Origin of the sequence: Rhodococcus sp. ACS1, assembly GCF_002300155.1 — a bacterium.
In the GTDB taxonomy this organism is placed as follows: Bacteria; Actinomycetota; Actinomycetes; order Mycobacteriales; family Mycobacteriaceae; genus Rhodococcus_F; species Rhodococcus_F koreensis.
In genome coordinates this window covers 641348-667702 of the sequence record NZ_NSDZ01000005.1, presented here as the reverse complement: position 1 = coordinate 667702, position 26355 = coordinate 641348, and the positions used below count along the sequence as shown (strand labels likewise).

Below are 26355 nucleotides of genomic sequence, written 5' to 3'. Positions count from 1 at the left end.
GCTCAGTGCTGGTCAGCGGACGCCGGAGCCAGGGGTGGGCGCACGATGCCGGACAGTTCCAGCGATCGGTCACGTGCCGCGGTCAATGCTCCTCGGAACGTTTGCCGAATGTCGGATTGTTCGAAGACCTCCAACGCCGCTGCCGTTGTCCCCGCCGGCGATGTCACAGCCGCCCGCAGTTGGACCGGGTCGGCGTCACCGAGCATCGCCGACGAGCCGGCCAAGGTTCCGGTCACCAACCTGTCCGCCGTTGCCCGGTCCAGTCCCAGCTTCATCGCCGCGTCGATCATCATCTCCGCCACGAGGAACACGTACGCAGGGCCAGAACCGGAAACTGCAGTGACGGCGTCGAGTTGATCCTCGGGGACACGCAGTACCTCACCGACAGACTCCAACACGGACTCGACCAGCCGCAGATCGCGCTCGGTTGCCGCGCCGCCACGCGCGATCGCAGTGACCGCCGCGCCCACCGTCATCGGGGTATTCGGCATCGCGCGTACCACCGGCACCACAGAGGGAAGAAATTGCTCGATTCTCTTGGTGGCCACCCCTGCCACCACCGACAGCACGACCGGACGGCGAGTCGATCCGTGCAGCGCCACTCCGAGGTCGGGCAACACGTCCTTGATCTGCTGCGGCTTCACCGCCACCACCAGAACGTCACACTCCTTGGGAAGATTTCGCATATCGGCAACTCGTACCCCGTGCCGATGCGCGACCTCGAATGTCCGTTCCATAGTGCGACCGATGACGGTGATCGATTCAGCGGACGTCCCCGCTCGACACAGTCCTGCTACGAGTGCCTCGCCGATCCGGCCGACACCAATGACGGTTACTCTCACGCACGAAGTTTCCCACGACATACTCTGTCGCACTATGCGTCTCGGGTACCGCCCGCAGAGAAGTCCGCTTAACGGACTGGTTGAGCGTGTCAGACAGTCTCGGATGCCCGAGCCGAGTTCAACAGCCATGCGATGGTCGAAGCCACATCACCTGCGGCGAGCTGTCCAGGGCCCTTGTCCTTCAATGCCGCTGAGGTCAGAGCGAAGCGCGCCTCGGTGCCGGCCAGAACCACCGACGGGCAACCCATCTCCGCAAGTTGGGCGCGGGCCCGCTCCACCTCGTGCATCCGACGCTCGGCGTGCTGAACATGGCTGGTGATCAGCATCTCCAAGAAGGGAACGAACCCAATGGTGTCGACATCGGTCAATACGTCGTAGAGATTGCTGCGGAGGCCCTGCTGCTCGGCGGCCATGAAACACTCGACGACAAGTGATTCGAGACCCTTGGTCAGGATCGTACGCAGAAGCTTGATTGCGGCGGCGTCACCCGCCCGGCCGCCGGCCATCGTCTGCACCGGCGCCCCGAACTCTGCGAACTCGGCGAGTACTTCTCCGGCCTTCTGGCCCGCAGCCAGCAACGCGGTGCGCGATCCGGTCAGCGTCACCGACCCCATGATCACGGCATCGACATACTCGATGCCGTGCGCTGCAAGGGTCGCCGAGCACTCGCGCTTGTCGTCCGGCGACGCAGTCGTCAGATCGACTACCACGGCGTGACCGGGCAACTTTCCGATCAGAGATGTAGTAATCGTCTTCACCAGGTCTCCGGACACACAGATCCACACCCGGTCCACGTCGCCGACGGCCTCGTCCGGCGAGAGATGGAGCGCCGCCCGAGTCTGATCGGCGACTGCGGTAGTCGCAGCCGACGGACGAGGGTCCACGAGCACGAGTTCGTAGCCGGCGGCCGCACAGGCCAGGGCATACGCACGCCCAACTTCCCCACACCCGATAATTGCAACCTTCACGACGCGTCCTACTTTCCTTAGCCTTGAGTTGCTTCGAGGATGGCACGATCAGTGGCCGATGCGGCAGACGATTTATCTTTCGCCGGCGCATGACAATGCTTATCGGTCGGCCGATTCCACGTTCGCCGAACACCACCACGCGGGTTCTCCCGAGTCGCGTCGGCGGGGACGTTGTCGCGCTACACCACTTACGCTCGAGGAGGTCGTGCCGAGCGGCAGATTTCGTCTGCCGGCCGTGAGCAGTCCAGCCAGTCCCGCCCGCGCCCACTGAACTCTCCCAGCCCTCACAGGGGCAGTGGCCGGTTGTCGGAAACGCTCTTCATGACGAGGGTGGAGCTGAGGCGCTGGACGCCGGGGAGGGTGGCGAGGCTTTCGTCGTAGAGCGCCTGGAAGCCGGGGAGGTCGCGGGTGATGACCCGCAGAAGGTAGTCGGGGTCGCCGAACAGCCGTTGAGCCTGCAGGACATGGGGAATGGCAGCTACGGCCTGTTCGAATGCCTCGATGGTGTCGCGGTCGGCAGCGCGCATGGTGACGAAGACGAGCGCCTCGAATGTGAGTCCCAGCGCGTGGGCGTCGAGCTGCGCGCGGTAACCAGTGATCGCGCCGGAGCTCTCCAGTGCGCGCAGCCTCCGGTGGCAGGGCGAGATGCTGAGGCGGACCCGGTCGGCGAGTTCGGTGAGGGTGAGTCGACCATCTTGCTGGAGTTCAGCAAGGATTTTCCTGTCAACGCTGTCCATGCGGAAGATTCTTCCCCAAACGTGGGGTGTTCAGGGAATCTTTGGCAACACTTTCTCCTCCATTATTTCTAGTCTTTCTTATCGGAACCGCTGGGCGTTCTGGTGTTCCGCGAGAGTGAAGGACTAGGGAGATTATGGCGATCGGTACCGTTGCCGCGTTCTGGGCGGTTTCTTTTCTGTTCGTGCTGACGCCTGGCGCGGATTGGGCGTACGCGATCGCGGCTGGGTTGCGGCATCGCACCGTGGTGCCGGCGGTCGGTGGTCTGTTGTCGGGGCACCTGGTGATGACCGCGGTGGTGGCGGCCGGCGTCGCTACGCTGGTTTCCCGCTCGCCCTTGGTGCTGACCGCGTTGACCGGGGTCGGGGCGGCGTACTTGGTGTGGCTGGGGATCACGACGCTCGCAAAACCTTCGGCGCCGCCGCAGGCCGGTCCCGAGCAGGCACCCGAATCGTGGGTACGGCAGGCCGTCAAGGGCCTGGGGATCAGCGGGCTGAACCCGAAGGTGTTCCTGCTGTTCCTGGCTCTGCTTCCGCAGTTCACCGACGCGGGCGCGCGGTGGCCGCTCGCGCTGCAGATTTTGCTGCTCGGTTTGGTACACACGGCCAGCTGCGCCGTCGTCTACACCGGGGTGGGGGCAGGTGCGCGGGTGGTGCTACGCACCCGCCCCGCCGCAGCGCGGGGTGTGACCTGGATTTCCGGTGCCGCGATGATCGGAATCGGGGCCGTGCTGCTGGTCGAGCGGGTGGTCGGATAGGGCTCGTTCATCACGGCCGCGCTGGACCTGTGGGTGCCGGGGACTGCCATTCCCGGGGGAAGGGCACCGGCAGCGTTCCCGGCGTGACCGGGGTGTGCTCGGCCGCCGCGTACAGCCGCATGTTCCGAACGACCACGGCACCACCGCGCACCATCGTCTCGACCAGTTCGGCGGCAAGCGCCTCGGGGGTGAGGCGCAGCAGCCGGCCTGCGTCGACGAGCCAAGCACGGGCATGCAGGTAGGGCTCGACCTCGTCGGCGGAGATTCCGTCACGAATCATCAATGCGAAGGCGAAGATTCGCCGAATTCCGTACCATACTGCGCCGTCCGGGTCGTCGACGAGGCGTCGCGCCCGGCGCCGTGCACTGGCCAACGCCGCGCCGGGGTCGGCGGGAATCGGTCCGTGCACGGGCAGCAGCACCCGCGGCTGCAGGTCGGTCAGCCGGTGGAGCGACTGCAGGGCCGCGTGTGCCGCGTCGGGGCCGTCGAGGGCACTGTTGACCCAGCCGACGTCGTAGTCCGACAACGCATCTCCCACAACCAGTAGCCGTTCCTCAGGCTGCCACAACGCCAAGTGGCCCGGGGTGTGGCCGGGGGTGCGGACCACCTCCCAGTCGGCGTCACCGAGCCGGAGCACGTGCCCGTCGTCGACCGGCTCGTCGACGGTGTAGGGAGCGACCGGCTGGTCGAGGTACTCCGCGAGACAGCAGCCCGGGTCGCGACGCGCGACGGCGTCGGCGTCCGGGGCGCTGGCCGCAATGCCGGCGCCCCTCGCCTGGAGCAGCGCATTGCCTCCGACATGGTCGGCGTGCCAGTGCGTGTTCACGACTCGGGTGAGGTTGTTGCTGTGTGCCCGCACCCAGTCGGCTGTCTGCTGCGCGTGTCCGACGAAGCCGCTGTCGACGAGCGCCGCTTCCCGCCCGTCGATCAGCAGTAGGTTGGCATCGGGGAAAGGCCGATGCTGCCAGATCACCCAGTCGGGCAACCGTTCTGCGCCATTGGTGTCCACTCCGGTCACCAGTCGGCGGGGCGGCCCTTGAGCTGTTCCCAGTACCGGCGGTGGGCGCGCCGGGACGGCTCGCTCGTCATGCCGGCGGCCAGTTCCTTCCGGTCCAGTGGGTCGGACAGGTCCGCGATGTCACGCAGGGTCGGGGCCTGCAAGGCTTGCTTGGTATAGGCGTAGTTGTCGATGCAGTCCTCGGGGGTCAACTCGGCGAGGGCGACGGCCCGGTCAAGTAGTTCGTCGGCTGGCACCACCTCGTGCAGAATCCCCATTTCGTGTGCCTCGTGCACGGAGAAGATCTCCCCCTGCAGGCAGGTCCGGGATGCCACCGGCTGCCCCCAGGCGTACGCCAGCATCCGCAGATATACCGCCGGCATCGGGATCCCGATGTTGACCTCGTTGATTCCGAACCGGGCCTCGCCGGCGGCGGCGACCGTGCGATCGCACACGGCGGCGGTGATGAGACCTCCGGCGAAGGCGTGTCCGTTCACCGCGGCCACCGTCGGTCTCGGGTAGGTGAACAACCGGATATTGGTTGCCCGATAGTCCTGGAACCAGGATGCGACTGCTGCCTCGTCGCCGGCGAAGAGCCGGAAGTGCTCGGCCAGGTCCAGGCCGGCGGAGAATCGGGTGCCGGTGCCGGTCAGCACCACCGGCGACTGTGAGTGGTCGCGTTCGAGTCGATCGAAGGCGTCGTGCAGGTCGGCGAAGAAGGCGCGGTTCTGCGCGTTGACCGGGTTGGTGTTCATCGTGACGACGGCGACGCGACCACGTCGTTCGATTGTCCAGCTCATCATGTCCTCCGTTTGGCTTGTCGTGAATGTTGTTCGAGTATGGGCGTGTTCGGGTCTACAACCCGAGGATCTGGAGAGCTTGTTCGCGCAGTTCGACCTTGCGGACCTTCCCACTGACGGTCATGGGGAACTCGTCGACGCAGTGCACGTAGCGCGGGATCTTGTAGTGCGTGAGTCGGCCCGTGCAGAACTCCCGGAGGTTGTCGGCGTCGATCTTCTCGGCGCCCTCGCGTAGCCGCAGCCAGACCATCAGCTCTTCCCCGAACTTGTCGTCGGGAACTCCGATCACCTGGGCGTCGAGGACGTCGGGATGGGTGTAGAGGAACTCCTCGATCTCCCGCGGGTAGATGTTCTCCCCGCCGCGGATCACCATGTCCTTGATCCGTCCGGTGATGGCGACGAACCCGTCCTCGTCCATGACCGCGAGGTCGCCGCTGTGGATCCAGCCGTCAGCGTCGATGGCCTTGGCGGTCTTGTCGGGTTCGTTCCAGTAGCCGAGCATCACCGAGTAACCGCGGACACACAATTCACCGGACCGTCCTCGTGGCACGGCCTCGCCGGTCTCAGGATCGACGACCTTGACCTCTACGTGCGGGTGGGCGCGGCCGACGGTGGACACCCGCCGGTCCAGGGAGTCGTCCACCCAGGTCTGGGTGGAGGCCGGGGATGTCTCGGTCATTCCATACGCGATCGCCACTTCCGGTGCCCACGCCGTGACCTGCTTCATGATCTCCACCGGGCACGGTGAGCCTGCCATGGCTCCGGTGCGTATCGACGAGAGGTCGTATGAGCTGAAGTCGGGGACGTCGAGCATGCTGATGAACATCGTCGGCACTCCGTATACCGAGGTGCATTGCTCCTGCGCACACGCCGTCAGCGTGGCGACGGGATCGAACGACGGTGACGGAATGACGACACACGCGCCGTGCGTGCTGGCCCCGAGGTTGCCCATGACCATGCCGAAGCAGTGGTAGAACGGCACCGGCACGCAGATCCGGTCGAGTTCGGTGTAGCCGAGCAGCTCGCCGACGAAGAACCCGTTGTTGAGGATGTTGCGGTGCGAGAGGGTGACACCCTTCGGCGACCCGGTGGTTCCCGACGTGTACTGGATGTTGATCGGATCGTCCGGTGACAGGACGGCCTGCACCTCGGTGAGCCGTTCGGACGAGGCCTGATCTCCGCGGATCAACAGTGACGCCCACTCGTCGCTGCCGAAAATTACCACCCGATCGAGCCCCGGGCACCGGGGCGAAACCTCTGCGACCATCGCCTCGTAGTCGGAGGTCTTGAACGACTGGACCGCGAACATCAGCCGGATCCCCGCCTGGGTGAGGACGTATTCGAGTTCGTGGGAGCGGTATGCGGGATTGAGGTTCACCAGGATGGCACCCACCTTCGCCGCCGCGAACTGCACCAGCACCCATTCAGGGCAGTTCGGGGCCCAGATCGCAACCCTGTCCCCGGGGACGATCCCCTCCTCGAGCAGGGCAGAAGCCAGCGCATCGACGTCGGCGCGGAGACCGGCGTACGTCCACCGCCGGCCCGTGGGAACGTCGACCAAAGCCTCGCGCTCGGGAAATCTCGAGGCGGTCCGGTCGAAGTTGTCGCCGATCGTCATCTCGAGCAGCGGCCGCTCGGTCGGACCGACGGTATGACTCAGCCTGATGTCCATGTGTGTTCCTCCGTTCTGGGAGGTATGTGACCCGTGAAACGAACGGAGCGGGACCCCCGAAGGTAGGTCGGGGATGTCGTACCCACCTTCGTGGGTACGACGTTGCCACGGCGTGACGGCACTCACTAGCCTCGGGATCAGATGTTTAGTTGGAGGCCGACGTGACCATGTCATTCGAAACCGATACGCCGATCGAACGGCGCATCCTCGCGCGCTCGCTGGAGACTCTCCGAAAGCACGCCGGAATGGACATGGTGTTCGGTGGGCCGGTGCATCACGGGGCAGCGGCGATGGAGATCACCGACCTGACCGGGGTCCGCACCCGCTCGGCGGTGAACCTGGTCGTCCGCAACGGTGAGGGACTCGGCGGCAAGGCGCTGATGCTCGCCCGCCCGGTGTCGGTGGCCGACTACATCTCGTCGCAAGGCATCACCCACGTCTACGACCACGCCGTGCGACCGGAAGCGATCGAGACCCTGGCCGCGCTTCCGATCATCGTCGACCGCACGCCCCGGATCCTGATCTACCTGGCGGCCCGCACCCATGTGCGCCTGGGCGACCGCTGGTTCGACAGCTTCACCCCGCTGGTCCGGCGGCTCGAACGCGACATCGCGGTCGAGGACGAAGTGCGGCGACGGCTGAGCCTCATGCGCACCACTGCCGAGGCCGACCGGGCGACGCTCAGTCGCGCCGACCTGTACGACATCGCTCAGGAACTGACGAACCTGGCCGACCAGATCGAGGACGAGACCCTGCGCGCCAAAGTGGAGGCCGTGGGGAACCGGTTTGCGCCCGTGCTGGGGTCTGCCAGATCGCAGGAACCCCCCACGCTGCTGCGGCCCCGCGAGGTCGACGTGCTCGAACACGTCGCACGCGGGCTGAGCAACCGTGAGGTCGCCGAGGCCCTCGGTCTGCTGCCCAACACCGTCAAGTCCTACCTCAAGAGCGCCATGCGCAAACTGCACGCGACCAACCGGGTGCAGGCGATCCTCGCCGCCCGTGAGCGCGGTCTCCTCCGCTGACCCGTGCGAACGCGGGACTCGGCACGCCCGAACCGTACCCACGAAAGTAGCTGCCCGGGAGGGCAACCCACTTTGGGGGGTGTAGGACCCGATGTAACGGCGCTCACACTGCTCGTCGTACCTCAGCTCCTCCGCCAGCGGGCGGATGGGCCCACCGAGCAGGAGATCTCAGATGTCCCGAACCGTCGACCCGGTAACGAGCCCACCGACCACCCCGATGCGCCGTGTCGCCATTGCCAGCTGCACCGGCACCACCATCGAGTTCTACGACTTCTTCATTTACGGCACCGCGGCAGCACTGGTCTTCCCGAAGGTCTTCTTCCCCGCCCTCGGCACCGCCGCCGGCACCGTCGCGTCCTTCGCCACGTTCGCCGTCGCGTTCGTCGCCCGGCCCCTCGGAGCCGCGATCTTCGGCCACTTCGGTGACCGGATCGGCCGCAAGAAGACACTGGTCAGCACACTGCTGCTGATGGGGATCAGCACCGTCCTCATCGGACTGCTCCCCGGTGCCGCCACCATCGGTGTGGCCGCACCGATCGCGCTGATTGCGCTGCGGATTGCGCAGGGCCTCGCCGTCGGCGGTGAATGGGCCGGGGCAACCCTGCTGGCCACCGAATACGCCCCCACCGGCAAACGGGGCCTGTACGCGGTATTCCCGCAGCTGGGACCGTCACTGGCCTTCGCTCTGTCCAACGGCACCTTCCTGGCGGTCAACGTCTTCGTCGGCGAAACCTCGCAGGCGTTCCTCGACTACGGCTGGCGGATCCCCTTTATCGCCAGCGCACTCCTCGTGCTCATCGGCCTTTATGTCCGGTTGAAGGTGGAGGAGACACCGATGTTCGCCCGTCAGGCCACCCAGAGTCGCCACACCGGCGCGGGCCCGCTCCTCGGGGTCTTCAAGAACCAGCCCCGTGAGCTGCTCGTTGCCGCCGGATCCCTGGCGATGATGTTCGCGTTCTTCTACATCGGCACCGCATACCTCACCTCGTACGGCACCGCCACCCTCGGCCTGAGCCGCACCACAGTTCTGTCCCTCGGACTCCTGGCCGCCGCCGTCTTCTGCGCGGCAATCATCCTGTCCGCCATCTACTCCGACCGAATCGGCCGCCGCAAGTTGGTGCTCGCCTCCTGCATCGTGGCCATCCCCGGAGGATTGGTGCTCTTCCCCCTCCTCGACACCGGCTCCCCGCTCGCGTTCCTCGCCGGCCTGGCCCTCGCCCTGGTCATCATGGGCGTCTCCTACGGTCCCGCGGGGGCACTGCTCCCGGAGATGTTCCACACCGAATACCGCTACACCGGCGCCGGTATGGCGTACGCGATCGCCGGCGTCATCGGCGGCGGCACCGCACCCATGCTCGCCGCGGAACTGACCTCTCGATACGGCAGCACCGCCGTCGGGTGGATGCTCGCCGGGTTCGGCCTCCTCAGCTTCGCCTGTGCCCTCGCCCTGCCCGAAACCCGGCACCGCGCCATGGAGGACACCGGAACCGGCAACAGTCGGGCGGCTCGCCCTATTCCCGAAACCGCCTGAGAAGGAATCACTTCGAGAGGCAGCATGTTGACCAACACAATCGACACTTGGATGCAGCACCCGACCCAGCGATGGCTCGACATGCCGTTCCTGGACTCCCTGCGCCACTGGTCGAAGGGAACCATCCCCGAAACCGAACCGCCGGTGTCGTGGACGATCGACCGGATGGACGAGGCCGGCGTCGAACTGGGCCTGCTCAGCGCCTGGCACGCCCCCGCGGGACCGCTGATCAGCAACGACGAGGTCGGGGACATCGTCAAACGCCACCCGGACCGCTTCCTGATGGTCGCCTCCGTCAACCTCCACCAGCCGATGGAGGCGGTACGAGAACTGCGCCGATGCGTCGAGGAGTACGGCGCCTGCGCCCTGCGGGTCCTGCCGTGGCTGTGGGACCTGCCTCCGGACGACCGCCGGTACTACCCGCTGTACGCGGCGTGCTGCGACCTCGACATCGCCTTCTGCACGCAGATCGGGCACACCGGCCCGCTGTGCCCCTCCGAACCCGGCCGCCCGATCCCGTACCTCGACCACGTGGCCCTCGAGTTCCCCGAACTACGGATCATCGCCGGCCACATCGGAGTTCCGTGGACGGGTGAAGCCATTTCGCTGGCCACGAAGTACCCGAACGTCTACATCGACACCTCCGCGTACAAGACCTCCCGCTACCTGGCGGAGATCGTCGACTACCTCCGCGGGCACGGCCGGAACAAGGTGCTGTTCGGCTCCAACCACCCGGCCTGGCCGGCCCCCGACTGCCTGTCCGGGTTGGACAAGCTCGAGCTCGATGAAAAGACGCGTGCAGCGTTTCTGCGCGAGAACGCAATCCGCGCATTTGACCTCCCGTCCTGACCACCAAACCCACATCGAGGAACCACTTTGTTCACCAACACCTTCACCGAGACCTTCGGGATCGAGCACCCCATCGTGTGCGGCGGCATGACCGCCGTCGGCACCGCAGACCTCATCAGCGCGGTGGCCAACGCCGGGGCGCTCGGATTCCTCACCGCCCTGACCCAACCGACCCCTGAGGCGCTGGTCAAGGAGATCGTCCGCTGCCGCGACCTCACCGACAAGCCGTTCGGCGTCAACCTCACCATCCTGCCGACCATCCAGCCGGTGCCCTACGACGAATACCGCGACGCCATCGTCGACAGCGGCATCACCATCGTCGAAACCGCCGGCGGCAACCCCGCCCCGCACCTGCCCGCCTTCAAGGCGGCCGGCGTGAAGGTCATTCACAAGGCGGTTTCCGTGCGGCACGCCGTCAAGGCCGAGCAACTCGGCGTCGACGCGATCAGCATCGACGGCTTCGAATGCGCCGGCCACCCCGGCGAAGACGACGTTCCCGGCCTCGTGCTCATCCCCGCCGCGGCCCGGGCACTGACCATCCCGATCATCGCGAGCGGCGGAATCGCCACCGGCGCAGGACTCGTCGCCGCCCTTGCCCTCGGTGCATCCGCCGTCAACATGGGCACCCGGTTCATGGCCACCACCGAGGCACCCATCCACCACAACGTCAAGCAACAGATCGTCGACAACACCGAACGCGACACCGTCATCGTCTTCCGCGAGTTCCACAACTCCGCACGCGTTGCCCGCAACTCGGTCTCCGAAGAGATCCTCGACCTGTCCCGGCGCCCAGGTGCCGGCTTCGGCGACATCGCCCATTTGGCCAGCGGCGCCCGCGGCCGCGAGCAGGTGTACGGCAACGGTGACGTCGAAGGCGGGCTCTGGTGGGCAAGCCAGGCCCAGGGCCTGATTCACGGCATCGGCAGCTGCGAGGAGGTAGTCGACTCGATCCTCACAGACGCACAACACATCATCATCCGAACATTGCGCGACCAACTGGCCGGCTGAACAGGTCTTCTCACGCGACACCTGACCAGGCAGCGCGGCGGTGATCCAGTCCGGTCGACATGGGTACCGACCGCGTTGTCCGGTTTTCGCGGATGAGCCCGCAGCGCGCCGGCCACATATGTGGTCACATTGCGAACAGATCCGGCACCCGGACGCGGTGATGCGCTCCCCAGCGCCGCGGAGCGTTGTCTCATCCAGGGCACGACGACGTGACCTCGTCGTCACCAGGGCGAGCTGACACCCCGAAGACGCGCGCGGTCCGGCCGATAAGCTGGGCCGGGTAACCGCGTGACGGAGAGGATCGGCATTCGTGACCACGATGCACGACGTTGCCCGGGCGGCAGGCGTGTCCCAGGCGGCGGTCTCGTATGCGTACAACCAGCCCCACAAGCTATCCGCGGCGCGGCGCGCCCACATCTTCCAGGTGGCCGCGGAACTCGGCTACGCCGGCCCCAACCCCGCGGGCCGCAACCTCCGCACCGGGCAGGTCGGTGCGCTGGGGCTGATGATCACCGACTCGTTGCGCTACGCCTTCGACGATCCCGCCACCTCACAGCTGCTGAAGGGCATCTCGGAGGTCGGTGAACTCGCCGAGGTCGCGCTGACGCTGCTGCCCTGCCCCCTCGAGTCCACCCGGGTAGCGGAGGGCTCCGGGGTGCTCGTGCGCGGCGCGGTGGACGGCTTCCTCGCGTACGCGATGCCGGAGGGCCACCCCGGAATGCAGACGGCGATGAGCCGCCGGCTGCCGATCGTCGTGATCGACGGTCCGAATCCTGGCGGGCTGCCCCGGGTCGGAATCCAGGATCGGCAGGCCGCCAAGGAAATCGCGGAGCACGTGCTCTCCCTCGGGCACCGCCGTGTCGGGTTTCTCGTCGACCGCCTCGTGCCCGACGGCAAGGGCGGGCGTGTCGACGCCGCCCGCACCCGGGCAGCCCGCGACCACGTGATGAAGGAACGACTCGCCGGCTACGCGTCCGCCTGCCGGAAACACAGGGTGCCGTGGTCGTCTGCCGTGGTCGTCGAAGCAGGCGGGTTCGACTACGAGTTGTCCCGCACCGCCGTCGAGACGCTGCTCGACGCCGGACCCGTGACCGCGGTCGTCGCAGCGTCCGACCTGCTGGCCCTTGCCGCGATCGACGTCGCCCAGGCACGCGGCCTCCGGGTGCCCGAGGATCTGTCGGTGGTCGGTTTCGACGACATTCCCTCGGCCCGCACCGCGGGACTCACGACGGTTCGGCAACCCCTCGTCGACAAGGGCCGCGAGGCCGCCCAACTGCTGCTCGACATCATCGGCGGCGGAGCGGGTCGGGAAATCACGCTGCCCACCGAACTCGTCGTCCGCGAGAGCGCCGGTCCCCCGCCCACCGATCAATGAGTTAACCTGTTGCGCCGCGTAGTTCGGGATTGTCGTCGACGATGGAGTAGAGTGCCTCGGTGATCGCCTTGACCCGGGCCAGTCGGGTCAGTTCCCGCGGCACGACCAGCCAGTAGGTGCGGTGGGCGATGAAGTCGTCGGTGAGGATCGGCACGAGGTCCTCATCGAGCGCCCCGATGTAACTCGGCAGTGGCGCGATCCCGACGCCGTGCTTCACCGCCTGGTAGTGGCCGGCGATGTTGTTGGTCTGGATCTGCGCTTGGAAATCCGGGATCAGCGCGTCGAGGATGCGCAGCGGTTCGACGTCGAGGAACGCGTCCACGTACCAGATCAGCGTGTGATGGCGTAAATCCTCGAGGGCCGTGATGGGGTCGTGCTCGCTCAGGTAGTGCCGTGACGCGTACAGGCGGAGGTCGTACTCCGCCAGTTTGCGGACCACGACGGACCGCGGCGACGGTCGTTCGAGGGTGACGGCGATGTCGAAGTCGCGCCCGGTCAGTAGGTCGTGGGTGGTCGACGTGACGAGTTCGGTGAACAGATCGGGGTGCTCGGACCGCACCGCCGCGAGACCCGGCACCAGCACGAACGACCCGAAACCGTCGGGCGTGATGATCCGGACGGTGCCGGTCAGCCCGCCCCGCGACGACGTCTCGTCGAGTGCGGCGAGGACCGCGGTCTCCACCGCCTCGGCGTGGGGAACCAGCCGCCTGCCCGCTTCGGTGAGCTGCCATCCCGACACCCCGCGGTCGAAAAGCCTGGTGCCCGTGTCCTTCTCGAGTCGGGTGATTTTCCGCGAGACGGTCGTGTGATCGACACCGAGTCGCTTCGCCGCGTCGGCAAGGCGGCCGGTTCTCGACAACTCCAGGAGGTAACGCATGTTGTCTGCGGTAAACATCACCCTCACCCTCGTGCAAATCTGCAGTCCGAAGTGCCATTTTACTCGTTGACGCAGGCATTGTTGCCCAGCAGACTCGTGGTCACCCCACCTTTCCAGGAGTACATCCCATGGCCGTCATCTCCCATTGGTTCGACAACAAGACCTTCCCCGGCACCAGCGGCAACACCGCCCCCGTCACCAACCCGGCCACCGGCGCCGTCACCGGACAGGTCGCCCTCGCCAGCGTCGAGGACGCCCGCGCCGTCATCGACGCCGCAGCCGCCGCCTTCCCCGCCTGGCGCGACACCTCCCTCGCCAAGCGGACGCAGATCATCTTCAAGTTCCGCGAACTACTCAACCAGCGCAAGGGCGAACTCGCCGAGATCATCACCTCCGAACACGGCAAGGTCGTCTCCGACGCCCTCGGCGAAGTCTCCCGCGGCCAGGAGGTCGTCGAATTCGCCTGCGGCATCGCCCACCTGCTCAAAGGCGGCATGACCGAAAACGCCTCCACCAACGTCGACGTCTCCTCCCTCCGCCAACCCGTCGGCCCCGTCGGCATCATCTCCCCCTTCAACTTCCCCGCCATGGTCCCGATGTGGTTCTTCCCCATCGCCATCGCCGCCGGCAACACGGTGGTGTTGAAGCCGTCCGAGAAGGACCCCACCGCCGCCACCTGGATGGCCGAACTCTGGGCCGAAGCCGGCCTCCCGGCCGGGGTGTTCAACGTCCTGCAGGGCGACAAGACCTCCGTCGACGAACTCCTCACCAACCCGGCTGTCAAGGCGATCAGCTTCGTCGGATCCACCCCCATCGCCCAGTACGTCTACGCCACCGGCACCGCCCACGGCAAACGTGTCCAAGCATTGGGTGGGGCGAAGAACCACGCCATCGTCCTCCCGGACGCCGACCTGGATCTGGCCGCCGACGCCATGGTCAACGCCGGCTTCGGATCCGCCGGCGAACGCTGCATGGCCATCTCCGCCCTCGTCGCCGTCGGCGACATCGCCGACGAACTCGTCGCGAAAATCAAAGACCGCACCGACACATTGAAGATCGGTGACGGCACCCGCGATTCCGACATGGGACCGCTGGTGACGAAGGTGCACCGCGACAAGGTCGCCTCCTACATCGACGCCGGCGAGGCCGACGGCGCCACCATCGTCGTCGACGGCCGCACCGTGCAGCCCGACGGCGGCGAGGACGGGTTCTGGCTCGGACCCACCCTGATCGACCACGTCACCACCGACATGTCCGTGTACACCGACGAGATCTTCGGACCCGTCCTCTCCGTGATCCGGGTCGACTCCTACGACGAAGCCCTCGAACTGGTGAACTCCAGCCAGTTCGGCAACGGCACCGCCATCTTCACCAACGACGGCGGCGCCGCCCGCCGATTCCAGAACGAGGTCGAGGTCGGCATGGTCGGCATCAACGTCCCCATCCCCGTCCCGATGGCCTACTACTCCTTCGGGGGCTGGAAGAACTCCCTGTTCGGCGACACCCACGCCCACGGCGCCGAAGGCGTGCACTTCTTCACCCGCGGCAAGGTCGTCACCACCCGCTGGCTCGACCCCAGCCACGGCGGCCTCAACCTCGGATTCCCCCAGAACGCATAAGGAACCTCTCCCATGAGCGCACACCTCTCACTCCCCCGGTTCGCCCGGATCGGGGCCGGAGCAGTCGACGAGATCGGCTCGGTCGTCGACCAATTGGGTCTGCAGAGACCGGTTCTCGTCACCGACTCCTACCTCGTCGGCACCGGCGCGGCCGACCGGGTGATGGCCCTCCTCAGGTCGGCAGGCAAGGACCCCGCCCTGTTCGACGGCACGGTGCCCGACCCCACCACCGATTCCCTGGCGGACGGGCTGAGGATGGTCGCCGAACACCGGGCGGATTCGGTGATCGGATTCGGCGGCGGCAGTCCGATGGACACCGCAAAGGCGCTGGCCGTGCTGTCCGCGAACGGCGGCGAGATGCGCTCGTACAAGGCACCGCACGTGTACACCGGGAAGGCGCTGCCGATCATCGCGATCCCGACCACCGCAGGCAGCGGCTCCGAAGCGACACAGTTCACCGTCATCAGCGACAGCGCCTCCGACGAGAAGATGCTGTGTCCGGGGCTGTCGTTCCTGCCGATCGCCGCGATCGTGGATTTCGAACTCACGATGTCGATGCCGCCGCGACTGACCGCGGACACCGGAATCGACGCGCTCACCCATGCGATCGAGGCGTACGTCAGCAAGAAGGCCCAGCCGTTCACCGACGGACTCGCTCTCGCCGCGATCCGCACCATCGGCAAGCACATCGGCACGGCCTACGCGGACGGCGAAGACCGCACCGCTCGGGAGGCGATGATGGTCGCGTCCATGCAGGCCGGCATGGCGTTCTCCAACTCGAGCGTGGCGCTGGTCCACGGGATGAGCAGGCCGATCGGTGCGCATTTCCATGTCGCACACGGACTGTCGAACGCGATGCTGCTTCCCGCGATCACGGCGTTCTCCGTGCAGGGCGCGGAGAGCCGCTACGCCGACTGCGCGCGGGCGTTCGGCGCCGCGTCGGAATCGGCAGGCGATTCCGTGGCCGCGCAGTTCCTCGTCGAGACGCTGAGCACGCTGTGTCACGATCTGAAGGTGCCGACCCCGCTCGAATACGGGATCGATCGCGACGCCTGGGACGGCCTCATTCCGTTGATGGCAGAGCAGGCGCTGGCGTCCGGGTCACCCGGCAACAACCCGGTCGCGCCCACCGCCGAGCAGATCGAGACACTGTATTCGGAGGTCTTCAGCCAGCGCTAGAACTCGACGGTGCCCCTGAGGTACCGCCGGTAGGCCCCGGACAGGTGGACGCGGTCGCCGCGCACGTCGCAATGAACGGTTCCGCCGCGCGCCGACAGTTGCCGTCCGACGAGGCTGCCACGCCCCAGCGTGGCAGCCCAGTACGGCGCGATCTGCGAGTGCGCGGACCCGGTCACCGGGTCTTCCTTCACGCCGGCCGCGGCACCGAACCATCGCGACACGAAATCGACCCCGTCCGTGTCCGATGCCGCGGTGACGACGATGCCGCGCACCTTCAGCGGACTGATCACGGCGAAGTCGGGGGTCATCGACGCGATGTCGTGTTCGGATTCCGCGACGAACACGAGGTCGGTGGCCTTCAGGCACTCCCGCACCGGGATGCCGAGTGCTGCGACGATCCGGGGATCGGCCGGGATCGGCACCGGCGGTTCGGCCGGGAAGTCCATCACCAGCGTCGCGTCCGGTCCGCGGTCGACGGTCAGCCAGCCGCTCCGCGTCCAGAACTGGATCCGGTCGGCATCCGGGTGGACGTCCTCGAGGATCTGCGCGGCGGCGGCGAGCGTCGCATGACCGCACAGGTCCACCTCGACCGCCGGCGTGAACCACCGCAGGTGATACGCCGGATGTGCCGGGTCCTGAGGCGTCGCATCCGCGGGAAGGCGCGCGGTGTAGAACGCCGTCTCGGACAGATTGTTCTCTTCGGCCAGTTGCTGGAGAACCGCATCGTCCAGCCAGTCGGTCAGCGGCATGATCGCCGCCGGGTTGCCCTCGAACGGTCCGGCGGCGAATGCGTCGATCTGATGGATGTCCAGCTTCATAACGTCCGATGGTGGCGGATACCCCGACGGTCGTCGAGGGCCATCCCGGACACTCTGGACCGGTCACACCTCGAGCCGTCACACGAGTCAGGCCCGGGCGAAGCTCATCGTCTCGCCCTCGACGCCGCGCATCCACAGCTCGTTGCACGCGGCCGCCAGTTCCGGCAGACCCTCCTCGATGGCGGCGAACACGTTGCCGGGCACCCAGCCGACGTCGCCGTTGAGCAGCAGGTTGTTGCGGCCGTAGAAGATCGCGAGGTCGGTGGCGCCCTGCGCGGCGTGCGCCTCGGAGCCCGGTTCGTACCCGTAGGCGGAGTTGCCGATCTCCCACGGCTCGAAGTCGAACAGGCATACGTCACCGGGAATCGGTGTGACGGTGGGATTTTCCCGCCGCGGTGCCGCCGTGATCCGCGGGATCAGCGTGTACACCTCGTTGCGCGCGTACTTGGCGTGGTACGCGTCGCCGCTCTGCGGAAGGACGTCCCAGACGGCGTCGCACGTCAGCGGCGCGTCCTCGTCGAGAAGCCGGGCACGGCACGTCACGCCGCGCTTGTCCAGGCTGATGGTGATGTAGCGAGCCACAGGTCCTCCTTCGGAGCCCGTGAGTACTTCTTAACCGCCCGCGGTTAACAAGTACTCACGGGTGCTGGTCACACTTCGTCGAGTACCTCGGACCAGATCTTCAGGGCGTCCTCGATCTGGTCTGCCGTCACGATGAGCGGTGGAATCATCCGTACCACGTTCATGTGGGCGCCGCAGGTCAACAGCAGCAACCCCTTCTTCGCTGCCAGTTGCTGCGCCGCAGCCGCTTTCGCACGGTCCGCGGTGCCGTCGGCGGCGGTGAACTCGCTGCCCACGAGCAGTCCGAGGCCGCGGACGTCGCCGATCCCATCGATGGCGTTCCGGCGGGCACCGTCGAGCAACTGCGCGCCCCGGGCGGCGGCGTTGGCGACGAGGTCTTCCTTCTCGATGACCTCGAGCGTCGCGATCGCGGCCGCGCAGGAGACGGCGTTGCCGCCGTACGTTCCGCCCTGCGACCCCGGCCAGCCCCTGGACATCAGCTCCTCGGACGCCGCGATGCCCGACAGCGGGAAGCCGCTGGCCAGACCCTTGGCGATGGTGATGATGTCGGGGCGGACGTCGAAGTGCTGGTGCCCGAAGAACTTGCCCGTGCGACCGAACCCGGTCTGGATCTCGTCGATGACGAGCAGGATGCCGTACCGGTCGGCGCGCTCGCGGAGCCCGTGGAAGAAAGCGGTGTTGCCGGGCACATACCCGCCCTCGCCGAGCACCGGTTCGACGACGAACGCGGCCGTCTCGTTCGGCGCGGTGAGCGTCGCGAAGATGTAGTCGAGTTCCTTGAGCGCGAACGCGGTGGCCTCCTCCTCGGACCAGCCGTAGCGGTACGCGTTGGGGAACGGTGCCACGTGCACGCCGCCCATCAGCGGGCTGAAGCCGGCCGAGAACCGGGTGCCGGACGTGGTCATCGTCGCCGTCGCGACGGTGCGTCCGTGGAATCCGCCGTGGAAGACGATCACGTTGGGCCGGCCGGTCGCCTGCCGGGACAGTCGCAGCGACGCCTCCACGGCCTCGCTTCCGGAGTTCGCGAAGAACAGCGAGTCGAGCCCTTCGGGCAGCACCGACCCCAGGCGGTCGACGAGTTCGAGCATCGGCTGGTGCATGACCGTGGTGTATTGGCCGTGGATCAGGGAGCCGACCTGCCTGCGGGCGGCCTCGACGACGTGCGGGTGGCAGTGCCCGGTACTGGTGACGCCGATGCCCGCGGTGAAGTCGAGATAGCGCCGGCCGTCGGTGCCGTAGAGGTAACAACCTTCACCGTGATCGACCGTCACGGGTGTGGCCTGAGCGAGCAGTGGAGATAGCCGAGTCACGGGTAACCCTCCCACGCGTAGATGCCTTCGAATGTCGGCAAGTGCATTGTCAGATTGTTGACAATCTGTATAACATGGGGACCGTCCCTACGGCAACGGAGAACGGGGAAAAATCATGCTCGAGGACGCAGCAATCGGATCGGTGCAGACCGGCCTGTTCATCGGCGGCAAGTGGCGCGACAGTGCGCGCACCATGCCGGTCCACGACCCGTCCACCGGACAACTCCTGTGCACGGTCGCCGACGCCGACGCCGCGGAGGCCCGCGAGGCACTCGACGCCGCGGTGGCCGCGCAACCGTCGTGGGCGGCCACCACGCCCCGCGAACGCAGCACCATCCTCATGAACGCGCACCGTCTGCTGCTCGAGAACGTCGACCGGCTCGCGCTCGTCATGACACTCGAGATGGGCAAGCCGCTCACCGAGGCCCGTGGTGAAATCGCCTATGCCGCAGAGTTCTTCCGCTGGTTCGCCGAGGAAGCCGTCCGCATCGACGGCGGCTACACGACGGCGCCGGGCGGCGGATCGCGATTCCTCGTCACCAAACAGCCCGTCGGGCCGAGCCTGCTCATCACCCCGTGGAACTTCCCGATGGCGATGGGCACCCGCAAGATCGGGCCCGCGATCGCCGCCGGATGCACGTCCGTCATCAAACCGGCCGCCCAGACGCCGCTGTCGATCCTGGCGCTCGCCGACATCCTCACCGAGGCCGGGCTGCCGGACGGCGTCGTCAACGTCGTCACCACGTCCAGCCCCGACGAGGTCATCACTCCCCTCATCCTCGACGGCCGGGCCCGCAAGCTGTCGTTCACCGGTTCGACCAAGGTCGGGAAGCATCTACTCGAACTGTGCGCCCGCACGGTCATGCGCACGTCCATGGAACTCGGCGGCAACGCACCGTTTCTCGTGTTCGACGACGCGAATCTCGACGACGCCGTCGACGGGGCGATGGCCGCGAAGATGCGCAACATCGGCCAGGCCTGCACGGCCGCCAACCGTATCCTCGTGCACAGTTCGGTCGCCGAGGAATTCACCCGCAAGCTCACACAGCGGATGGAGGCGCTGCCCGTCGGGCGTGGCACCGAAGACGGCGTCGTCGTCGGACCGCTGATCGACGAGGCCGCCGTCGCGAAGGTGAGCAGTCTCGTCGCGGACGCGATCGACCGCGGCGCCACCGTACTCACCGGAGGCGAGGCACTCGACCGCCCGGGCAACTTCTACCCGGCGACGGTGCTGACGGGCGTGCCCGACGACGCCGAGATGTGCCACAACGAGATCTTCGGCCCGGTCGCCGCGATCAGTACGTTCGAGACCGAGGCCGAGGCCGTCGAGCGGGCCAACGACACTCCGTACGGGCTGGTGGCCTACGTGTACACCGAGAGCCTCAAGCGCGGCATCCGCGTGTGCGAGGCCCTGGAGTCGGGCATGGTCGGGCTCAACCAGGGTGTCGTGTCGAACCCGGCCGCGCCGTTCGGTGGCGTCAAGGAATCCGGGCTCGGGCGCGAGGGCGGGACCACCGGCATCGACGAATTCCTCGAGACCAAATACATCGGTGTCGCCATCTAGAAATCTAGAGCCAGGTGTCTTCCGAGGACGTCGTGAGGAACGCCTCGAGGTCGTCGCGCCACGGCGCAGGCACCGTCTTGTCCGGTTCGATGCCGGTGTACTGCCCGCGGTAGAACAGCAGCGGTCGCTCCTCCCTGATCTCGCTCAGGGAGGAGACCCGGCCGAACGCGACCCAGTGGTCGCCGCCGTCGTGCACGCTCTCGAGCGAGCAGTCGATGTGGGCGAGCGAACCGGTGAGGATCGGTGAGCCCAGCGGCGACGCCGTCCAGTCGATCCCGGCGAACTTGTCCGGATCGCGGGAACCGAAGCGGGCGCACGTCGACTGTTGTTCTTCTGCAAGCACGTTGACGCAGAAGATGCCACTGCGCTCGATCGACGCCCACGACCGCGACGTCTTCGTTGGGCAGAACAACACGAGCGGGGGTTCGAGCGACAGCGCGGCGAACGACTGGCACGCGAACCCCACCGGCACGCCGTCGTCGATCGTCGTGATGACGGTGACGCCGGTGCAGAACTGGCCGAGCACCGTCCGGAACCGTCGCGGATCGATCGCCTCGGCCGCGACGGCCCCGTCCCCGGTCACCTCGCTCACGGCTGCATTCCGACGCTGAAGTCATGACCCCACAGGCTGACGGCCGTGCTCTCCCTCGCGATCCAGCTCTCGTCCTCCACCTGACGTCCCTCGCAACCGAATTCGACGTCGAAGCCGCCGGGGGTCTTCATGTAGAAGGACAGCATCAGGTCGTTGACGTGACGGCCGAGCGTGGCCGACATCTTGACCTTCTTGCGGAGTGCGCGGTCGAGGCACAGCCCGACGTCGTCGGAGTTCTCAACCTCGATCATGAGGTGCACGATGCCGCTGGGCGTGGGCATCGGCAGGAACGCGAGGCTGTGGTGCCGCGGATTGCAGCCGAAGAACCGCAACCACGCCGGTTTGCCGTCCGCGGGCCGCCCGACCATCTGCGGGGGCAGCCGCATCGAGTCGCGCAGGCGGAAGCCGAGCACGTCGCGGTAGAAGTGCAGCGACGCCTCGTCGTCCGTCGTCGAGAGGACGACGTGCCCGAGACCCTGCTCTCCGGTGACGAACTTGTGCCCGTACGGGCTGACCACCCGCCGATGTTCGAGGGCCGCGCCGTGGAACGCCTCGAGCGTGTTGCCGGACGGGTCCTCGAACGTGATCAGCTCGTCGACCCTGCGGTCCTGCAGTTGTTCTGCCGTGCCCTCCTTGAACGCGACGCCGGCCGCCGACAGGTTGTCGCGAACCTCCTGCAGCTCCGCCGCATTTGCCGTCTCCCAGCCCGACACCGACAGCCGGTCGTGCTCCCCTGGGAAGATCACGAGACGAGCCGGGAAGTCGTCCATCCGCAGATACAGGGCGTCCGGGTCGGAGCCCTTGCCCTCGACCATGCCGAGCACCTTGAGGCCGTATTCGCGCCACGCGGCCATGTCGGTGGCCTCGATGCGCATGTACGCCAGTGAACGAATACTCATCACTTACCCCCGTCCAGGAGGAAATCGGTTGCCAGACGGTTGAACTCGTCGAACTTCTCCAGCTGCGCCCAGTGTCCGCACCCGCCGAAGACGTGCAACTGCGCCCGCGGGATCATCTTCAGCGCCACCAGCGCACCGTCGAGCGGGTTGACCCGGTCTTCACGGCCCCAGATCAGCAGCACCCGTTGGCGCAGCTTGTAGGCGTCGCGCCAGAGCATGCCCAGTTCGAAATCGGCCGAGGAGAACGACTTTCCCATCGCCTTCGCCGCGGCGAGCGACTCGGGGGTGCTCGCGGCCGCGAACCGTTCGTCGATCAGCTCGTCGGTGATCAGCTTCTGATCGAACACCATGATTCGCAGGAACGCCTCGAGGTTCTCGCGGGTGGGCTGGTAGCCGAACCTGCCGAGGTTCTTCACGCCCTCGGTCGGATCCGGGGCGAACAGGTTGACGCTCAGCCCGCCCGGCCCCATGAGCACCAGCCGGCCTGCGCGGTCCGGGTAGTCCAGCGCGAAACGCACTGCGGCACCGCCACCGAGGGAGTTACCGAGCAGGTGGACGCGTCCGCCGATGCCGAGGGTGTCGAGCAGGTCCTTCAGCGCGGACGCACTGTGCACGAAGTACTGCGGGTGCTCGGTCGGCTTGTCCGACAACCCATACCCCGGCTGATCGACGGCGAGCACATGGAACTTCTCGGCGAGAACCGGGATGTTCCTGGCGAAGTTCGACCACGACGACGCACCCGGACCGCCACCGTGCAGAAGCACGATCGTGGTGTCGTTGCCGACGCCGGCCTCGTGGTAGTGCAACGTCAGGTCAGGCCGCACCTGGGCGAACTTCGAGGTGGACTCGAACGTGAGGGCTTCTTCGGTCGTCGTCACGTGTTCTCCTAGACCATCGTGTCGGTGATGGGCAAACCGAATTCGCCTGTGCCGTACATGACGTAGGCACGCTCGGGATCGTTGGCCGCGTGGACGCGTCCGGCGTGCGCATCACGCCAGAACCGTTGCAGTGGTGTACCATTGGCCAGCGCGGTGGCCCCCGAGCTCTCGAACAGTTTGTCGATGGACGAAATGGCGCGGCCGGTGGCGCGCACCTGGTCGCGGCGCGCCCGCAGTCGCAGCTCGAACGGCACTTCCTCACCGGCGACGAGCAGCGCGTACTCGTCGGCGACGTTGCCCGACAACTGGCGCCACGCGGCGTCGATGTCACTCGAGGCCTCGGCGATGCGGACCTTCGCGAACGGGTCGTCCTTCGCCTTCTCGCCGGCGAACGCTGCGCGGACGCGCTTGCCCTGGTGCTCGACGTGGGCGTCGTAGGCGCCGTAGGCCATCCCGACGATCGGCGCGGAGATGGTGGTGGGATGGATTGTTCCCCAGGGCATCTTGTAAACGGGCGCGGTGTTACGCTCGAGCCCGGGCGCGGTGAGAGTGCTCATCGCCTTGAAGCTGAGGACGCGGTGCCGCGGGACGAACACGTCCTCGACCACCACCGTGTTGCTGCCGGTTCCGCGGAGCCCGACCACGTTCCACACGTCGTCGATCCGGTAGTCCTCGCGGGGGATCAGGAAGCTGACGAAGTCGACGGGGCGGCCGTCCTTGATGACGGGACCGCCGAGCACCGCCCAGGTGGCGTGATCACAGCCGGACGACCAGGCCCACGCGCCGTTGACCGTGTATCCGCCGTCGACGACCTGGCCTGCGCCCATCGGCGCGTACGACGACGAGATGCGAACGTCGGTGTCGTTGCCCCACACGTCCTCCTGCGCCTGCTGAGAGAACAGCGCGAGGTGCCAGTTGTGGACACCGATGATCGACGAGACCCAGCCGGTGGAACCGCACGCGCTCGCGATCTTCCGCACCGCGGAGTAGAACAGCACCGGATCCGCCTGGTAACCACCCCACTGTTCGGGCTGGAGCAACCGGAAGAATCCGGTCTCCTGGAGCGCCTTCATGGAATCGTCGGGGATACGACGGAGATCCTCGGTCTCCTGCGCCCGCTCTCGCAGCGTCGGCAGTAGTGCGTCGAGCCGCTGCATCACCTCGTGACTGTCATGGTCACCCACAGGACGCTCCTGTCTCGTTCGATGGTTCACTTGTCTTCTGAGATTAGAACACGTTCCCATTTATGTCGAGATACCGGCAAAGGTGCTGATTGAGGGCCCAGGTCTGGAAGAAAGCCCCCGAAAATCTGGCGGATCGTGTCGAAGTTCTATAACGTGTTCTACTAACAGCATGAAGGGATGTGAGGGCACAATGGCGCAGATTCGCGAGATCGATGTGGGCACGGTCCAGACGCGCTTCGCGCGTGGTTGGCACTGCCTCGGTTTGACCAAGACGTTCAAGGACGGCAAACCGCATTCGATCGAGGCATTCGGCACCAAGCTCGTCGTCTTCGCCGACAGCAAGGGCGAACTGAAGGTTCTGGACGCGTACTGTCGGCACATGGGCGGAGACCTGTCGCAGGGCACCGTGAAGGGCGATTCCGTGGCCTGCCCGTTCCACGACTGGCGCTGGGGCGGCAACGGCAAGTGCACCAGCATTCCCTACGCACGCCGGGTTCCCCCGATCGCCCGCACCCGGGCATGGATCACGCTCGAGCAGAACGGTCAGCTGTTCGTCTGGAACGACCCGGAGGGCAACCCCCCGCCGGAGAACGTCACCATCCCCCGCATCGAGGGCGCCTACAGCGACGACTGGACCGACTGGACCTGGAACTCAATGCTGATCGAGGGCTCCAACTGCCGCGAGATCATCGACAACGTGGTCGACATGGCGCACTTCTTCTACATCCACTACGCGTTCCCGACGTATTTCAAGAACGTCTTCGAAGGCCACGTCGCGACGCAGTACCTCAACACGAAGGGCCGTCCCGACGTCGGGATGGCGACGCAATACGGCATGGAATCGCTGCTGCGCTCCGAGGCCGCGTACTACGGCCCGTCCTACATGATCAATCCACTGTGGAACAGCTACGGCGGGTACGAGGTCGAGAGCGTTCTCATCAACTGCCACTATCCGGTGACGAACAATTCGTTCGTGCTCCAGTACGGCGTCACCGTCAAGAAACCCGCCGGCATCGACGACGTGACGGCCGACAAACTGGCCGCGAAGTTCACCGAGGGCATCGCCGAGGGCTTCCTGCAGGACGTCGAGATCTGGAAGAACAAGACCAAGATCGACAATCCCCTGCTCTGCGACGAAGACGGTCCGGTCTACCAGCTGCGACGCTGGTACGACCAGTTCTACGTCGACGTCGCCGACGTCACCGACAAGATGACGCAGCGCTTCGAGTTCGAGGTCGACACCACCAAGGCCAACGAGGCCTGGCAGCACGAGGTCGACGAGAACCTGGCCCGGCAGAAGGCCGAACGTGAGGCCTCCGAGGGGTCCGAGAAGACGACTGCTGAGGGGTCCGAGAATACGACTGCCGAGGGGTCCGAGAAGACGACCGCCGAGGGGTCCGACAGCAGGGAAGCGCAGGTCTGATCATGAGTGCCTCGACCGAATGGGCCAAAGCTCCCGACTTCGCCGGGCAGCCTGCCCGGCTCGAGGCCATTCATGCGCAGACGGTGGCCGACAAGGCCAGCTACCTCGACGACGGCATGAACGAAGTCGAGTGCCGTACGTGCGGAACCTGTGTGCTGGTGCGCAAGAACAGCCTCGAGCACACGAGCGTCCAGTGGACGGACGACCCCGCGAAGACGTGCCCGACCTTCCGGGACGCCGCCGGGGAGGGAAAGTCCACCGCGCTCCGGGAAGGGTGCCCGCGGCTGTGGGACAGCATCGATCACGCGGTGATGGAGGGGTTCATCGACGTGCGAGATCGAGTCGAATAGTCGCCGGCGCCTGCGCGCCCGGGTAGATCGCCCGATGTGACATTCGTGCAGTCAGGAGCTGCACGAATGTCACATCGGGCGCTTACGCTGGAATGTGCCGTCGGACGCGGCGGCGTCAGCCGAACCACGGAGGCGTGCCATGACAGGCCGAATCGTGCACTTCGAGATCCCCTTCGACGACGGTGACCGCGCACGAGCGTTCTATCGCGACGCATTCGGGTGGGCCATCGCCGAGATCCCCGACATGGAATACAGCATGGTCACCACCGGACCCGTCGGCGAGAGCGGCATGCCCGACGAGCCCGGCTACATCAACGGCGGCATGATGCAGCGCGGGGAGGTCACCTCCCCCGTGGTCACCGTCGACGTCGAGAGCATCGAATCCGCCCTCGAACGGATCGAATCCCTCGGCGGGAAGACCGTCACCGGCAGAACATCCGTCGGGAACATGGGTTTCGCCGCGTACTTCACCGATTCCGAGGGCAACGTCGTCGGGCTGTGGGAGACCGCCCGCTGACCCGTGA

At 66.6% G+C, this 26355-nt stretch carries 26 protein-coding genes; 12 read left to right on the top strand and 14 right to left on the bottom strand.

Annotation, left to right across the window (positions count from 1 at the left end):
- Positions 1 to 2 precede the first annotated feature (2 nt).
- From proC to CJ179_RS23825, 3 genes are all read right to left on the bottom strand, one after another.
- Positions 3 to 863 carry a pyrroline-5-carboxylate reductase gene (gene proC / locus CJ179_RS23835; protein ID WP_095863075.1) on the bottom strand — a complete coding sequence of 287 codons (861 nt, stop codon included), beginning with the start codon at positions 861 to 863 and terminating at the stop codon, positions 3 to 5.
- A gap of 68 nt (positions 864 to 931) precedes the next feature.
- Positions 932 to 1810, bottom strand: a complete 879-nt coding sequence (locus CJ179_RS23830) for an NAD(P)-dependent oxidoreductase (protein ID WP_095863074.1) — start codon at positions 1808 to 1810, stop codon at positions 932 to 934.
- Between the two features lie 284 nt (positions 1811 to 2094).
- Positions 2095 to 2547: an Lrp/AsnC family transcriptional regulator gene (locus tag CJ179_RS23825; RefSeq protein ID WP_095863073.1), complete on the bottom strand. Its 453-nt coding sequence runs from the start codon at positions 2545 to 2547 to the stop codon at positions 2095 to 2097.
- Positions 2548 to 2681: 134 nt separating this feature from the next.
- Between CJ179_RS23825 and CJ179_RS23820 the strand changes: the two genes are divergently transcribed.
- Positions 2682 to 3302: a LysE family translocator gene (locus CJ179_RS23820; RefSeq protein WP_095863072.1), complete on the top strand. Its 621-nt coding sequence runs from the start codon at positions 2682 to 2684 to the stop codon at positions 3300 to 3302.
- Positions 3303 to 3312: 10 nt separating this feature from the next.
- On the opposite strand, the gene CJ179_RS23815 is transcribed toward CJ179_RS23820, so the two are convergent.
- The 3 genes from CJ179_RS23815 to CJ179_RS23805 are packed head-to-tail and all read right to left on the bottom strand — an operon-like array spanning position 3313 to position 6771.
- Complete coding sequence (locus CJ179_RS23815) at positions 3313 to 4311, bottom strand: MBL fold metallo-hydrolase (protein ID WP_095863595.1); 999 nt, start codon at positions 4309 to 4311, stop codon at positions 3313 to 3315.
- A 5-nt stretch (positions 4312 to 4316) separates the two neighbouring features.
- Positions 4317 to 5099 (bottom strand): enoyl-CoA hydratase/isomerase family protein, encoded by a 783-nt coding sequence (locus CJ179_RS23810; protein WP_095863594.1) that lies wholly within the window; start codon positions 5097 to 5099, stop codon positions 4317 to 4319.
- Between the two features lie 55 nt (positions 5100 to 5154).
- Entirely contained in the window at positions 5155 to 6771 is a 1617-nt protein-coding gene (locus CJ179_RS23805) for an AMP-binding protein (RefSeq protein WP_095863071.1), read from the bottom strand.
- Between the two features lie 167 nt (positions 6772 to 6938).
- Between CJ179_RS23805 and CJ179_RS23800 the strand changes: the two genes are divergently transcribed.
- The 5 genes from CJ179_RS23800 to CJ179_RS23780 all read left to right on the top strand — a co-directional run bounded on the left by CJ179_RS23800 (position 6939) and on the right by CJ179_RS23780 (position 12556).
- Positions 6939 to 7793 carry a LuxR C-terminal-related transcriptional regulator gene (locus tag CJ179_RS23800; RefSeq protein ID WP_072939569.1) on the top strand — a complete coding sequence of 285 codons (855 nt, stop codon included), beginning with the start codon at positions 6939 to 6941 and terminating at the stop codon, positions 7791 to 7793.
- 172 nt (positions 7794 to 7965) lie between these two features.
- Positions 7966 to 9324 (top strand): MFS transporter, encoded by a 1359-nt coding sequence (locus tag CJ179_RS23795; protein ID WP_095863070.1) that lies wholly within the window; start codon positions 7966 to 7968, stop codon positions 9322 to 9324.
- Between the two features lie 51 nt (positions 9325 to 9375).
- Complete coding sequence (locus CJ179_RS23790; RefSeq protein WP_257015734.1) at positions 9376 to 10173, top strand: amidohydrolase family protein; 798 nt, start codon at positions 9376 to 9378, stop codon at positions 10171 to 10173.
- A 27-nt stretch (positions 10174 to 10200) separates the two neighbouring features.
- Positions 10201 to 11181, top strand: coding sequence for a nitronate monooxygenase family protein (locus CJ179_RS23785; protein WP_095863069.1), 981 nt, complete (start codon positions 10201 to 10203; stop codon positions 11179 to 11181).
- Between the two features lie 310 nt (positions 11182 to 11491).
- Positions 11492 to 12556 carry a LacI family DNA-binding transcriptional regulator gene (locus CJ179_RS23780; protein ID WP_095863068.1) on the top strand — a complete coding sequence of 355 codons (1065 nt, stop codon included), beginning with the start codon at positions 11492 to 11494 and terminating at the stop codon, positions 12554 to 12556.
- A gap of 1 nt (position 12557) precedes the next feature.
- Here CJ179_RS23780 and CJ179_RS23775 read toward each other — a convergent pair whose 3' ends face one another.
- The gene (locus CJ179_RS23775; protein WP_072939332.1) at positions 12558 to 13451 is read right to left on the bottom strand and encodes a LysR family transcriptional regulator; all 894 of its coding nucleotides are present in this window, start codon (positions 13449 to 13451) and stop codon (positions 12558 to 12560) included.
- A gap of 110 nt (positions 13452 to 13561) precedes the next feature.
- On the opposite strand from CJ179_RS23775, the gene CJ179_RS23770 reads away from it, so the two are divergent.
- Both CJ179_RS23770 and CJ179_RS23765 read left to right on the top strand, forming a co-directional pair.
- Positions 13562 to 15052: a CoA-acylating methylmalonate-semialdehyde dehydrogenase gene (locus CJ179_RS23770; protein WP_095863067.1), complete on the top strand. Its 1491-nt coding sequence runs from the start codon at positions 13562 to 13564 to the stop codon at positions 15050 to 15052.
- A 12-nt stretch (positions 15053 to 15064) separates the two neighbouring features.
- Positions 15065 to 16231, top strand: coding sequence for an iron-containing alcohol dehydrogenase (locus CJ179_RS23765; protein WP_095863066.1), 1167 nt, complete (start codon positions 15065 to 15067; stop codon positions 16229 to 16231).
- Here CJ179_RS23765 and CJ179_RS23760 read toward each other — a convergent pair.
- The 3 genes from CJ179_RS23760 to CJ179_RS23750 form a co-directional block, all read right to left on the bottom strand.
- The gene (locus CJ179_RS23760; RefSeq protein WP_095863065.1) at positions 16228 to 17049 is read right to left on the bottom strand and encodes a PhzF family phenazine biosynthesis protein; all 822 of its coding nucleotides are present in this window, start codon (positions 17047 to 17049) and stop codon (positions 16228 to 16230) included. The two genes, CJ179_RS23765 and CJ179_RS23760, sit on opposite strands and share 4 nt — an antisense overlap.
- A gap of 87 nt (positions 17050 to 17136) precedes the next feature.
- The gene (locus CJ179_RS23755; RefSeq protein ID WP_095863064.1) at positions 17137 to 17631 is read right to left on the bottom strand and encodes a DUF3830 family protein; all 495 of its coding nucleotides are present in this window, start codon (positions 17629 to 17631) and stop codon (positions 17137 to 17139) included.
- 68 nt (positions 17632 to 17699) lie between these two features.
- Positions 17700 to 18941 (bottom strand): aspartate aminotransferase family protein, encoded by a 1242-nt coding sequence (locus tag CJ179_RS23750; RefSeq protein ID WP_095863063.1) that lies wholly within the window; start codon positions 18939 to 18941, stop codon positions 17700 to 17702.
- A 115-nt stretch (positions 18942 to 19056) separates the two neighbouring features.
- On the opposite strand from CJ179_RS23750, the gene CJ179_RS23745 reads away from it, so the two are divergent.
- Complete coding sequence (locus CJ179_RS23745; RefSeq protein ID WP_095863062.1) at positions 19057 to 20505, top strand: NAD-dependent succinate-semialdehyde dehydrogenase; 1449 nt, start codon at positions 19057 to 19059, stop codon at positions 20503 to 20505.
- A 4-nt stretch (positions 20506 to 20509) separates the two neighbouring features.
- Here CJ179_RS23745 and hsaB read toward each other — a convergent pair whose 3' ends face one another.
- From hsaB to hsaA, 4 genes are read right to left on the bottom strand one after another with little or no spacing between them, the layout of a single operon-like run.
- Positions 20510 to 21097, bottom strand: coding sequence for a 3-hydroxy-9,10-secoandrosta-1,3,5(10)-triene-9,17-dione monooxygenase reductase subunit (hsaB, locus tag CJ179_RS23740; protein WP_072939349.1), 588 nt, complete (start codon positions 21095 to 21097; stop codon positions 20510 to 20512).
- Positions 21094 to 21996 carry an iron-dependent extradiol dioxygenase HsaC gene (hsaC, locus tag CJ179_RS23735; RefSeq protein WP_072939352.1) on the bottom strand — a complete coding sequence of 301 codons (903 nt, stop codon included), beginning with the start codon at positions 21994 to 21996 and terminating at the stop codon, positions 21094 to 21096. The genes hsaB and hsaC overlap by 4 nt, the downstream gene beginning before the upstream one ends.
- Positions 21996 to 22874 carry a 4,5:9,10-diseco-3-hydroxy-5,9,17-trioxoandrosta-1(10),2-diene-4-oate hydrolase gene (gene hsaD, locus CJ179_RS23730; protein ID WP_072939353.1) on the bottom strand — a complete coding sequence of 293 codons (879 nt, stop codon included), beginning with the start codon at positions 22872 to 22874 and terminating at the stop codon, positions 21996 to 21998. The genes hsaC and hsaD overlap by 1 nt, the downstream gene beginning before the upstream one ends.
- An 8-nt stretch (positions 22875 to 22882) precedes the next feature.
- The gene (gene hsaA, locus CJ179_RS23725) at positions 22883 to 24058 is read right to left on the bottom strand and encodes a 3-hydroxy-9,10-secoandrosta-1,3,5(10)-triene-9,17-dione monooxygenase oxygenase subunit (RefSeq protein ID WP_072939355.1); all 1176 of its coding nucleotides are present in this window, start codon (positions 24056 to 24058) and stop codon (positions 22883 to 22885) included.
- Between the two features lie 190 nt (positions 24059 to 24248).
- On the opposite strand from hsaA, the gene CJ179_RS23720 reads away from it, so the two are divergent.
- From CJ179_RS23720 to CJ179_RS23710, 3 genes are all read left to right on the top strand, one after another.
- On the top strand, positions 24249 to 25481 hold the full coding sequence (locus CJ179_RS23720; RefSeq protein WP_072939357.1) for a Rieske 2Fe-2S domain-containing protein: 1233 nt from the start codon (positions 24249 to 24251) through the stop codon (positions 25479 to 25481).
- A gap of 2 nt (positions 25482 to 25483) precedes the next feature.
- Entirely contained in the window at positions 25484 to 25831 is a 348-nt protein-coding gene (locus tag CJ179_RS23715; protein ID WP_072939359.1) for a hypothetical protein, read from the top strand.
- A gap of 139 nt (positions 25832 to 25970) precedes the next feature.
- Positions 25971 to 26348: a VOC family protein gene (locus CJ179_RS23710; RefSeq protein ID WP_095863061.1), complete on the top strand. Its 378-nt coding sequence runs from the start codon at positions 25971 to 25973 to the stop codon at positions 26346 to 26348.
- The last annotated feature ends 7 nt before the right edge of the window (positions 26349 to 26355 follow it).

Excerpts from the sequence above, each read along its gene's own strand:
- hsaC (WP_072939352.1), bottom strand. The coding sequence starts at position 21,996 with ATGAGTATTCGTTCACTGGCGTACATGCGCATCGAGGCCACCGACATG.
- CJ179_RS23715 (WP_072939359.1), top strand. The coding sequence starts at position 25,484 with ATGAGTGCCTCGACCGAATGGGCCAAAGCTCCCGACTTCGCCGGGCAG.
- CJ179_RS23795 (WP_095863070.1), top strand. The coding sequence starts at position 7,966 with ATGTCCCGAACCGTCGACCCGGTAACGAGCCCACCGACCACCCCGATG.
- CJ179_RS23805 (WP_095863071.1), bottom strand. The coding sequence starts at position 6,771 with ATGGACATCAGGCTGAGTCATACCGTCGGTCCGACCGAGCGGCCGCTG.
- CJ179_RS23770 (WP_095863067.1), top strand. The coding sequence starts at position 13,562 with ATGGCCGTCATCTCCCATTGGTTCGACAACAAGACCTTCCCCGGCACC.
- CJ179_RS23825 (WP_095863073.1), bottom strand. The coding sequence starts at position 2,547 with ATGGACAGCGTTGACAGGAAAATCCTTGCTGAACTCCAGCAAGATGGT.
- CJ179_RS23820 (WP_095863072.1), top strand. The coding sequence starts at position 2,682 with ATGGCGATCGGTACCGTTGCCGCGTTCTGGGCGGTTTCTTTTCTGTTC.
- CJ179_RS23760 (WP_095863065.1), bottom strand. The coding sequence starts at position 17,049 with ATGAAGCTGGACATCCATCAGATCGACGCATTCGCCGCCGGACCGTTC.
- CJ179_RS23745 (WP_095863062.1), top strand. The coding sequence starts at position 19,057 with ATGCTCGAGGACGCAGCAATCGGATCGGTGCAGACCGGCCTGTTCATC.
- CJ179_RS23765 (WP_095863066.1), top strand. The coding sequence starts at position 15,065 with ATGAGCGCACACCTCTCACTCCCCCGGTTCGCCCGGATCGGGGCCGGA.
- CJ179_RS23810 (WP_095863594.1), bottom strand. The coding sequence starts at position 5,099 with ATGAGCTGGACAATCGAACGACGTGGTCGCGTCGCCGTCGTCACGATG.
- CJ179_RS23790 (WP_257015734.1), top strand. The coding sequence starts at position 9,376 with ATGCAGCACCCGACCCAGCGATGGCTCGACATGCCGTTCCTGGACTCC.
- CJ179_RS23800 (WP_072939569.1), top strand. The coding sequence starts at position 6,939 with ATGTCATTCGAAACCGATACGCCGATCGAACGGCGCATCCTCGCGCGC.
- CJ179_RS23720 (WP_072939357.1), top strand. The coding sequence starts at position 24,249 with ATGGCGCAGATTCGCGAGATCGATGTGGGCACGGTCCAGACGCGCTTC.
- CJ179_RS23775 (WP_072939332.1), bottom strand. The coding sequence starts at position 13,451 with ATGTTTACCGCAGACAACATGCGTTACCTCCTGGAGTTGTCGAGAACC.
- proC (WP_095863075.1), bottom strand. The coding sequence starts at position 863 with ATGTCGTGGGAAACTTCGTGCGTGAGAGTAACCGTCATTGGTGTCGGC.
- CJ179_RS23710 (WP_095863061.1), top strand. The coding sequence starts at position 25,971 with ATGACAGGCCGAATCGTGCACTTCGAGATCCCCTTCGACGACGGTGAC.